At 75.7% G+C, this 9,554-nt stretch carries 10 protein-coding genes; 6 read left to right on the top strand and 4 right to left on the bottom strand.

What is annotated here, in order from left to right; genetic code table 11:
* Positions 1 to 69 precede the first annotated feature (69 nt).
* Together IEY37_RS16740 and IEY37_RS16735 are read left to right on the top strand one after the other, a co-directional pair.
* Positions 70 to 1,131 carry a sigma-70 family RNA polymerase sigma factor gene (locus IEY37_RS16740; RefSeq protein WP_229674536.1) on the top strand — a complete coding sequence of 354 codons (1,062 nt, stop codon included), beginning with the start codon at positions 70 to 72 and terminating at the stop codon, positions 1,129 to 1,131.
* A gap of 61 nt (positions 1,132 to 1,192) precedes the next feature.
* Positions 1,193 to 1,750 (top strand): dihydrofolate reductase family protein, encoded by a 558-nt coding sequence (locus IEY37_RS16735; RefSeq protein ID WP_188943571.1) that lies wholly within the window; start codon positions 1,193 to 1,195, stop codon positions 1,748 to 1,750.
* A 15-nt stretch (positions 1,751 to 1,765) separates the two neighbouring features.
* Here the strand turns inward: IEY37_RS16735 and IEY37_RS16730 are convergent, their stop codons facing one another.
* Both IEY37_RS16730 and IEY37_RS16725 read right to left on the bottom strand, forming a co-directional pair.
* Positions 1,766 to 2,788, bottom strand: a complete 1,023-nt coding sequence (locus IEY37_RS16730; RefSeq protein ID WP_229674535.1) for a hypothetical protein — start codon at positions 2,786 to 2,788, stop codon at positions 1,766 to 1,768.
* Between the two features lie 188 nt (positions 2,789 to 2,976).
* A complete protein-coding gene (locus IEY37_RS16725; RefSeq protein WP_188943567.1) occupies positions 2,977 to 3,438 on the bottom strand; it encodes an Lrp/AsnC family transcriptional regulator in 462 nt (153 codons plus the stop codon).
* 103 nt (positions 3,439 to 3,541) lie between these two features.
* On the opposite strand from IEY37_RS16725, the gene IEY37_RS16720 reads away from it, so the two are divergent.
* Positions 3,542 to 4,024: a DUF2000 domain-containing protein gene (locus IEY37_RS16720; RefSeq protein ID WP_188943565.1), complete on the top strand. Its 483-nt coding sequence runs from the start codon at positions 3,542 to 3,544 to the stop codon at positions 4,022 to 4,024.
* Positions 4,025 to 4,100: 76 nt separating this feature from the next.
* Here the strand turns inward: IEY37_RS16720 and IEY37_RS16715 are convergent, their stop codons facing one another.
* Positions 4,101 to 4,700, bottom strand: a complete 600-nt coding sequence (locus IEY37_RS16715) for a TetR/AcrR family transcriptional regulator (protein WP_188943563.1) — start codon at positions 4,698 to 4,700, stop codon at positions 4,101 to 4,103.
* A 65-nt stretch (positions 4,701 to 4,765) separates the two neighbouring features.
* Between IEY37_RS16715 and IEY37_RS16710 the strand changes: the two genes are divergently transcribed.
* Positions 4,766 to 5,668, top strand: a complete 903-nt coding sequence (locus tag IEY37_RS16710) for an oxidoreductase (protein ID WP_188943561.1) — start codon at positions 4,766 to 4,768, stop codon at positions 5,666 to 5,668.
* A gap of 104 nt (positions 5,669 to 5,772) precedes the next feature.
* On the opposite strand, the gene IEY37_RS16705 is transcribed toward IEY37_RS16710, so the two are convergent.
* Positions 5,773 to 7,425: a carboxylesterase/lipase family protein gene (locus tag IEY37_RS16705; RefSeq protein ID WP_229674534.1), complete on the bottom strand. Its 1,653-nt coding sequence runs from the start codon at positions 7,423 to 7,425 to the stop codon at positions 5,773 to 5,775.
* 441 nt (positions 7,426 to 7,866) lie between these two features.
* Here IEY37_RS16705 and IEY37_RS16700 point away from each other — a divergent pair, with 441 nt between their 5' ends.
* Complete coding sequence (locus tag IEY37_RS16700) at positions 7,867 to 8,787, top strand: septum formation family protein (RefSeq protein ID WP_188943558.1); 921 nt, start codon at positions 7,867 to 7,869, stop codon at positions 8,785 to 8,787.
* A 72-nt stretch (positions 8,788 to 8,859) separates the two neighbouring features.
* Complete coding sequence (locus IEY37_RS16695; protein WP_188943556.1) at positions 8,860 to 9,495, top strand: MBL fold metallo-hydrolase; 636 nt, start codon at positions 8,860 to 8,862, stop codon at positions 9,493 to 9,495.
* The last annotated feature ends 59 nt before the right edge of the window (positions 9,496 to 9,554 follow it).

Here is a 9,554-nt window from a genome sequence, read left to right as displayed (position 1 = left end):
ACACCGCAATCGGGAACCAGGCCCCGGTCACCCGCTTAACCAACCTGTCCGGTCAGTACAACTAGGGCCGTGACCCGATCCGCCGGCGCGCCGGCCGACCACCCGGTGCCGCTCTCCCGCGACGGCTTCGAGACGGCCACCGCCCCGTACCGCGCCGAGCTGCTCCGGCACTGCTACCGGATGTCGGGCTCGCTGCACGACGCCGAGGACCTGCTGCAGGAGACCCTGCTGCGGGCGTGGCGGGCCGGGGACCGGTACGACCCGGCGCAGGCGTCGGTGCGGACCTGGCTGTACCGCATCGCCACCAACGTCTGCCTGACCGCGCTGGCCGGAGCCGGGCGCCGGGTGCTGCCGAGCGGCCTCGTCCCCGCGGGCGACGACCCCGACGCGGCACTGGCCGTGGGGACCGAGGTCCCGTGGCTGACCCCGCTGCCGGACGGTGCGCCGGCGGACCCCGCGGACCTCGCCGTGCGGCGCGAGTCGGTCCGGCTGGCCTTCGTCGCCGCCCTGCAACTGCTGCCGGCGCGGCAGCGCGCCGTCCTGCTGCTGCGCGACGTCCTGGGCTGGCCCGCCGCGGACGTCGCCGGGCTGCTGGAGGTGTCGGTGCCGGCCGTCACCAGCGCGCTGCAGCGCGCCCGGGCGCGGCTGCGGTCGGCGGGCGGCACCCCGGTGCGCCACCCGGATCCCGCGGAACGCGCGGTCCTCGAGCGGTACGTCGACGCCTTCCAGCGCGCCGACCTGGCCACCCTGGTCGGGCTGCTGCACCGGGACGTGGTCCTGGAGATGCCCCCCGTACCGCTGTGGTTCCGCGGCGTCGAGCACTACCGCCGGTTCCTGGCCCGGGTGTTCCGGATGCGCGGCACGTCGTGGCGCGCGGCACCGGTGGCGGCGAACGGCCAGCCGGCGTTCGCCACTTGGGCGCCCGACGGCGGCGGCGGGCTCCTGGCGCACAGCCTGCAGCTGCTCGAGGTCCGCGACGGCCGGGTCACGCGCACGGTGGTCTTCGCCGATCCCACGCTCTTCCCCGCGTTCGGGCTGCCGCAGCGACCGGCGGGCGCCTCCGGGCCGCCCGCCGACGGGCGCGACCGGTCCACCCGCGCCCCGACGGACCGGGCCGCGATCGACCGATGAGTTCCGGACCTCTGGCCGGTACGTACCGGCGTCGAGAGGTTCCGTCCACCGGGAGGCCGCCATGGGTCGCGTCGTCGTCATCGAGTTCGTCACGCTGGACGGGGTGGTGGCCGATCCGGACGGCAGCGCTGGCCTGCCGGGCGGCGGGTGGGCCTTCCGGCACGGGCCGGAGGCCGTCGCCGGGGACAAGTTCGAGCTGGGAGAGACGCTCGACCTGGGCGCGCTGCTGCTGGGCCGCCGCACCTGGCAGCTGTTCAGCCGGCTCTGGCCGAGCCGGACCGACCCGTTCGCACAGCGGATGAACCGGGTCCGCAAGCTCGTGGTCTCGCGGTCCCGGCCGGACCTGTCGGCCTGGGCGCACTCCGAGGTCCTGGCCGGCGACCTGCCGGACGCCGTCCGCCGGGAGAGCGAGGACCGCGATCTGGTGCTGGCCGGCAGCACGTCCGTCCTGCGGGCGCTGCAGGGCGCCGACCTGGTCGACGAGTACCGGCTGCTCACCTTCCCCACCGTCGTGGGCGGCGGTGACCGGCTGTTCGACGACCGGCCGCTGGCCCTGCGCAACGCGGCCGCTGCCGTCCGGGGACCGGCGGTGCTCACCAGCTGGCTGCGCGAGCGCTGACCCGGCGGCCGCGGGTCAGGCCCGGGGGCCCCAGCCGGGGTACTGCGCCACCGTCAAGGTGCGGATGCTGAACGCCTCCGGCGGGACACCGGCCACCTCGGTGACCACTGAGCGTCCGCGGACGGTGGTCGCCGCCCCGCCGAGCCGGCGGGGTTCGGTGGCGCCCAGCCGCGACCAGCTGGCGGTGAGCAGCTCGGCGGCGGTCCGGGCCTCGGCCTCGCTGCCGTGCACCGTGACGAACCGGGTGGCGCCCTGCAGGCCGGAGGTGGGGCGCCAGCCGAAGCCGGCGAACACCGGCCGCGGGTACGCCGCGCCGCGCTCGCGCACCACGGCCGCCAGCGCCTCCGCGGGAGCCGCGGCGGCACCCCGCTGCGGGAAGCCGCCGAGCCGGACCAGCTCGGTGCCCATCAGCAGGGTGGCGGCGTCGGCCAGCGGCTCCAGCACCGCGCGCACGTCCGGGTCGTCCGCCAGCGACCCGGACGTGGTCCGGCCGCCGACGACCCGCGAGCGCACGTCGTCGGGGACGGCGGAGCCGACGACGACCACCTCGTCCCGGGACCGGTCGACACCGATCCACCCCGGCTCGGCGCGGTACCCGGTGATGCCCTCGACGTCCAGGTCCTCGACGTCGGACCCGAGGCGCGCACGCAACCGCGCGGCGTCGACCGCTCCGCCGGCGCACACGCTCACCGTGGTGACCGGCCGCGGCGGGTCGCTCCAGGCGAGGGTGACCATCGACCCGAACGGCGCGCTGCGGGCTGCCGGTCCGACGGCCGGCCGGAGCAGGCCGTCGACGACGCCGGCGCACAGCGGCACGTACAGCGCGTACCGCGTCCACGCGGAGTCGCTCGGTGGTCGCCCCTGCGACGACGGCGCCGTGGAGGTCAGGGGTCGGGTCGACGACGCGTCCAGCGCGTTCAGCACGGCCGCGTTCACCAGCCCGATCTCGGTGCGGGTGGCGGCGGTCGCCGGCACCGACCGGAGCACGCCGGTGACCGCAGCGGTGTCCCAGCCGGCGGGCGCGGCGCTGCCGGGCACGGCGGCGCACCCGGACCCGGCCGCGGCCAGACCCAGCAGGGCGGGTGCCGCCCGTCGCCGCGCCGTCCGGCCGCCCCGCGTGCTCCGCCTGCCGCTGCTCCGCTGTGCCACGGCGGCATCCTCGGGGCACCGCCGGGCCACGGCAAGCCGACCGGCCACACCGACGGACCGGCGCCCGGTGCGGTGGGTCAGCGCACCGGCCGGATCCGGGTGTTGCGGATGTGCTCGTAGACGATCGAGGTCCGCACGTCCGCCACCTCCGGGCGCTCGGTCAGCCGGTCGATGACGAACGCGTACAGGCTGTCGTTGTCCGGTACGGCCACGTGCACCAGGAAGTCCTCGCTGCCGGAGGTCACGAAGACGCCGAGCGTGTCGGGCTGGGCGGCCACCCACTCGCGGAAGTCGGCGATCACCCGGCGGGACGGCGGGCGCACCCGCAGCGCGATCAACGCCTGCACCGGGCGACCGATCGCCGGCAGGTGCACGTCCAGCACCGCCCCGCGGATGACGCCACGGCGGCGCAGCGCGCGCGTGCGCTCGAGCGCCGTGGTCGGCGAGACCCGCACCGCCGCCGCCACCTCCCGGTTGGTCTTCCGTGCATCCGACTGCAGCTCCCGCAGGATCGCCGTATCAAGTTCGTCGAGCGGCACTCAGGACTCCTCTCGCTGTTCATCCGTACGGCCGCACTGGACGACGTCCGCACTGCTGCCTAGTTTGCTGGCAGCGAAGCGACGAAGTGAACAGGAGAAGTGCGTGGACACGGACGGCACAGCGACGGTGGTCGGCTTCCACCCCGCCGAGATCGACCCCTCGGCACCCACCCGGTCGGCCCGGTTGAAGTGGGTGGTGGTCGTGGACGCCGGGTTGCCGGCCGGTCGCGCGGTGAACGCCGCGGTGTGCGCGGCGGCGGCCACGGCGGCGGCGGTGCCCGGCCTGCTCGGCGCGGCGGCGACGGACGCCGACGGGCAGAGGCACCCGGGGCTGCCGTGGGCCGGCTGCACGGTGCTGGCGGCGGACGCCGAGACCATCCACCGGGTGCGGTCCCGGGCCGCCGCGGACAGCGGCATGTTCGTGGCCGACATGCCGGACGCCGCGCAGCGGACCAGGGTGTACGCCGACTACGTCCGCACGGTCGGGGACACCGTCTCGGCCGACCTGCGGTACGCGGCCGTCAGCGTCGTCGGCCCGCGGAACCGGCTCGACCGCATCGTCGGGCGGCTGCCGCTGCTGCCCTGACGGCCGGCGGGCGTCCCGCGCCGCGACGGCGATATCCGGACGGCAGCCGCGCCGGTCGGGACCGCGCCGGCCGGCGTCAGCCTGGCCGCACCCCGCGCAGGAACTGCTCGACCGCCGTGTCGATCGTGTCGTCCAGTCGATCGGGCGGGACGAACTCGCCGTTGATCAGTGCCGTGATGCCGAGCATGGTTGCGAACAGCACCACGCCCACCCGCTCCGGGTCACCGGCCACGATGACCCCGGCAGCCTGGCCCTCGACGATCAGCTGCTCCATCGCACCGAGCGCGGGAGCGGCGGCGGCCACCACCTGGTCCGCGCCCGGCCGGTGCTTGGCGCGGAACATCAGGTCGAGCAGGGCCGCGTCCTCGGTGGCGAACCGCACGTACGCGGTCACCGTTGCCCGCAGTCGCCGCGGGAAGTCCGCGCCCGGCCGCTCGGCGGCCGCACGCAGCTCGGTCTCCAGCCTGCGGAACCCCGTCTCGGCGAGGGCGTCGAGCAGGGCCTGGCGGTCCGCGAAGTGCCGGCGGGGGGCGGCGTGGCTGACGCCGATCTCGCGGGCGAGCTCGCGGAGCGAGAGCTGCCCGGCCCCGTGCTCGCGGAGCGACCGCTCGGCCGCCGCCAGCAGGGCCGACCGCAGCTGGCCGTGGTGGTAGCGGCGTTCGGTCGGTGCGGACACCCCGACGACTCTAGGCACGGATGTAGGCGTTGACAACAGTGTTGCTACTGCCTACTTTGTTGCCCATGACTACTTCCAGGTTCTCCTTCGCCGACATCCCGGACCAGACCGGTCGCACCGTCGTGGTCACCGGCGCCAACAGCGGCATCGGCCGGGTCACCGCGCGCGAGTTCGCCGCCAGGGGCGCGCGGGTGGTGCTGGCCGTGCGCGACATCGGCAAGGGCCGGCAGGCAGCCGGTGGGATGTCCGGCCGCACCGAGGTCCGCCGGCTGGACCTGGCGGACCTGGCCTCCGTCCGGAGCTTCGCCGACGACCTGGACGGTCCGGTCGACGTCCTGGTCAACAACGCCGGCCTGATGACACCACCGTTCGGGCGCACCGCCGACGGGTTCGAGCTCCAGTTCGGCACCAACCACCTGGGCCACTTCGCGCTGACCAACCTCCTGCTCCCCCAGCTGCGCGGACGGGTCGTGACGGTGTCGTCCATCGCGCACCGGTCGGGCGCGATCGACTTCGCGGACCCGAACTGGCAGCAGCGCCGGTACCGGGCGACGGCTGCGTACGCCCAGTCGAAGCTGGCCAACCTGTTGTTCACCGCCGAGCTGCAGCGCCGCCTCACGGCGGTCGGCTCGCCCGTGCTGGCCACCGCCGCCCACCCGGGCGTCGCGGCCACGGACCTGCTGCGCCGCACCGGGGACCGGCCGCGACTCCAGGCGCTGCAGCACCGCGCGGTGCGGCTGCTGGGTCAGAGCGAGGACGACGGGGCGCTGCCGACCCTGTTCGCGGCGGTGGCCGACGTGCCGCCCGGCGGCTACGCCGGGCCGACCGGGTTCCTGCAGGGCCGGGGCGCGCCCGCGCTGGTCGGCCGGTCCAGGGCTGCTCGCGACGCCGACCTCGCGGCCCGGCTGTGGACGCTCTCCGAGATGCTCACCGGTGTCTCGTTCCCGCTGCCCGCCCACATCGGCTGACCGGGCCGGACAGCGGCGTGCCCGCCGCCACCGCGCGGTGCGGTGGCGACGGGCGCTGTGGGGACGCTGTGGGGACGCTGTCGCGACACCCGCGAAGCCGTGCGTCAGCTCCGGTAGGAGGCGATGGAGTCCCAGAACCCGCACTGGTGCTCCGCGCTGTACTGCTCGTCGGTGGTCAGCCGGGTGGGTCCGTCCGCCCCGGCGCGCAACGACAGCGTGAGCCCGAGGTCGACCGGCTTGTAGTGCGGCCACCACGGCTGGTCGCGGGTCGACGGGTCGCCGTGCCGGACGAACGACCCCCAGTACGCGACCATCTGGTCGGCCAGCCCGAACTCGGCGGGACCGAAGTTGTGGTACTCGGACTCGGTCGTGATGCCGTGCTGCGGGAACAGATAGTTCAGCTCGGTCGCATGCCCGGCTCCCCACTGGTAGCCCGGCACGTCGGTCCAGCCCGGCCCGGTGCGGTGGGCGAACTCGTAGGCGTAGGTCCGGCTGTACCGGGAGATCTCCACCCGCAGCTCCCGCGTGCCGCAGCCACCCAGTCCCGGGTACCGGATGCGGCCCGTTGCATCGAGTGTCGCCCCCAGGACACCGGAATCGGTGGCCACGGCGCTCATCAGGTACGGGGCGGTGGTCCGGTTGCTCGTCGCCGGCCACGGGTAGTGCGCCAGCACGGCGGCCGCGTCCCGGGGGAAGGTGCTCCGGACCCAGGCCACGTACTGCTGCTCGGTCCAGCCGATGCTGTCCTGGTAGAACGACCGCGCCTCGTCCCGCTGGGATCCGACGACCGTCGGCACATGCGCGAACCGGCCGGAACGGACGGCCGCGGCCGGGTCGACCGGCAGGAACCGGGTGCCGCGCACCGCGCTGGCGCCGGCGCTCGGCGCGGTGAGCAGGCGGGAGACCGGCACGCGGCGCAGGCACGCCACGGCCGTGGCCGGGTCGGCGCAGCCGACGGCCGCCGCCACCGCGGCACCGGTGGTCTCCGCCTCCTGCTGGGTCCGGGACGGGCAGCCGCCACTCTGGACCATGGCCTGGGAGAAGGTGCCCCGGGAGCCCGGCGAGACCATGTGGTAGCAGACGGAGAAGCCGCCCGCGGACTCGCCGCCGATGGTCACCCGCCGCGGGTCCCCACCGAAGCGGGCGATGTTGCGCTGCACCCACTGCAGGGCCGCCTGCTGGTCCAGCAGGCCGTAGTTGCCCGAGGAGCCTTGCGCCCTGGTCAGTCCCGGGACGGACAGGAAACCGAGGGCGCCGAGCCGGTAGTTCAACGACACACCGATGACACCGGTGTCGGCGACCACCTTGTTCAGGTTCTCACCGCTGCCGGTGACGAATCCGCCACCGTGGATGTACACGTAGACAGGCAGTTTCGCGTCGGACCTGGTGCCCACGCGGCGCTGCACGTTGACGAACAGGCAGTTCTCGTCGGTGCTGCCGAACTCCGAGTCCAGCCCGACGCCCTGCGGGCACTGGCTGCCGAAGGAGGCGGCCGACCGGACGCCCTTCCACTTCGCGGCCGGCTGCGGCGGTTGCCAGCGGAGCCGGCCGACAGGTGCTGCCGCATACGGGATGCCGAGGAAGCCCTCGACGCCGTAGCTGACAGCGCCGCGGACCACGCCCTTGTCGGTGCGGACCACCAGCGAGGACGAATGTGCCGGGCGGCCGGCGTCGGCGGCCGGTGCGGACACCAGCGCTCCGGACACCGCGAGGGCGGCGGCCAGGCAGGCGCCCAGCGTCCTGCGGAAATTGAACAATGCTTTCCCTCTCCGTTGAGGTCGGTCGGGCCACACCCACGCGCGACGCGGGGGCCCGGGTGATGCGGTCGGTGCTCGACGAAGCTCTGCCGCGGGTTGCGACGTGCTCGGGTGGGGCGGTGCGGCGGACGCGGTGGGTCCGGGCACCGGCGCCGGGCAACAGGCGCTGACGGCCGGACACGGACGTCCGGCACCGGCGCCGGGCGGCGCTCGGCCGCCTCGCGGGCCCCGCCCCGCCGCGCCGTGCATCTGCTCACCGTCGTCCCGCGGACACGTCCTGTGAAGCCCGTTGCGGGGTCGCACGGTGCCCGGATCGCGCCCGGACCGTGGGCCGGCCCCGCCCGGTCCACCGGCAGCACCGCCGTCCGGGCCGCTGCCTCAGGCCGAAGGGGTTGATCGCCGCCGGACCGGGCTTCGGCCGGCAGGCCTACCGTGGACGGGATGGTGCGCGGCCGGATCCAGGACGGCGTCCTGCTGCTGGTGCTGGCCGCCGTCCTCGTCGTCGTCGTGGCCGCCGGGACCCCGTCGCCGGTGGCCGGCATCCCGACCGCGGCGCCGCCGGCACACGTGCCCCGGGCCGGTGACTGCCTGCTCGCCGCCGTGCCCACCGGCCGCGATCCGGTGACCGCGCCGGCGCCGCTCGCGGCGTGCGCGGGCGCCCGGTACGGCGAGGTGTACGCCGTGGTCGAGGACCTGGCCGGCCCGGACACCGACGTGCCCGATGTCTGCCCGCGCCCGGCGCCGGACTGGTACCTGCGGGGGGCGCCGGGCGACCCGGTGCTCGACCCCGACTGGGAGCCGGCCGTCCGTGCGCAGGTCCTGCGCTCCGGACCGGACACGCGGCAGCGCCGGGCCGGGCAGCGCTGGGTCGCCTGCCTGGTCGCCGCCGACCCGCCCGGCGCCGCCGCCACCCCCCAATACGGCGGACCGGTCCGGCGGGCGCTTCCGGACCGCGACCGGGCGGCGGTGTTCGCGGCCTGCTCCGACGTCCCCGATCCCCGCCAGGACCTGGCGGTCCCCTGCGGGACGCCGCACCGCAGCGAGGTCGTCGCGACCCGTCCCGTGCTGGCCCCGGGACCGTCGGCCACGGACCTGGCCCGGCAGTGCGACGCCCTCCTCCGCCGGTTCACCGGCATGCCGGACCCCACCGCCGGCGGCCGCCTCCGCGAGGTGGCGGACGTCGTCGGGTGGTCCTCGACCAGCACGCCCAGCGGCGAGCGGCTCGCCGTGCCGGCCGGCTCGCCGGTGCCGGTCGGGGCCACCGGGACCGCGGTCTGCGCGCTGACCGCCGGCGGCACCACCGGCCGGCTGCTCGGCGGCAGCCTGCAGGGTCTCGGCCACCGGCCCGTGCCGTGGTCCTGAGCGGCTGGCCACCCGCCGACCCCGGTGCGGCCGGCCCGGTCCGCCGTCCGGCGCCGCCGTAGCCTGCAGGGCATGCAGATCACCCGACTCGGCCACTCCTGCCTGCACGTCGTCGACCGGGACGCCGACCTCCTCGTCGACCCCGGGGTCTTCTCCAGCGGTTTCGAGGACCTCACCGGGCTCACCGGCATCCTGATCACCCACCAGCACGCCGACCACCTGGATCTCGACCGGCTGCCGGCCGTGCTGGAGGCGAACCCCGGCGTCCGGGTCTACGCCGACCGCGGCGCGGCGGCGCAGCTGGCGGAGAACGGCATCGAGGCCACGGCCGTGGCCGCCGGGGACAGCTTCGACGTCGGCACCCCGGTGACCGTCCACGGCATCGACCACGCGGTCATCTACCGGGAGATCCCGATCGTGCCCAACGCGTCCTACCTGATCGGCGAGCGGCTGCTGCATCCCGGCGACGCCCTGATGGTCCCCGACGTGCCGGTGGAGATCCTCGCGGTGCCGGCCGCCGCGCCGTGGATGGCCCTCAAGGAGGCCATCGACTACCTGCGGACGGTCCACCCCACGGTGGCCTTCCCGATCCACGACGGGGTCGTCAACCCGCCCGCGCTGCCCATCTACTACGGCCAGCTGGGCACCTTCGCCCCCGAGGGGACCAGCTGGCTGGCGCTGGGCGGGACGGAGTCGGTCGGGGTCTGACGCCGGGCGGCGGGGTCCGACGCGCCGGGTCCCGTCGACCGGGCGGGGGCCCACCCGTG

Source organism: Nakamurella endophytica, from assembly GCF_014646215.1.
Lineage (GTDB): Bacteria > Actinomycetota > Actinomycetes > Mycobacteriales > Nakamurellaceae > Nakamurella > Nakamurella endophytica.
Note: the sequence above shows the minus strand (reverse complement) of the source record. Positions and strands in the feature narration are given on the sequence as shown.

What these genes read in the sequence shown, in the direction of transcription:
- IEY37_RS16710 (WP_188943561.1), top strand. Translation starts at nt 4,766, where the DNA reads ATGACTACTTCCAGGTTCTCCTTCGCCGACATCCCGGACCAGACCGGT.
- IEY37_RS16735 (WP_188943571.1), top strand. Translation starts at nt 1,193, where the DNA reads ATGGGTCGCGTCGTCGTCATCGAGTTCGTCACGCTGGACGGGGTGGTG.
- IEY37_RS16695 (WP_188943556.1), top strand. Translation starts at nt 8,860, where the DNA reads ATGCAGATCACCCGACTCGGCCACTCCTGCCTGCACGTCGTCGACCGG.
- IEY37_RS16700 (WP_188943558.1), top strand. Translation starts at nt 7,867, where the DNA reads ATGGTGCGCGGCCGGATCCAGGACGGCGTCCTGCTGCTGGTGCTGGCC.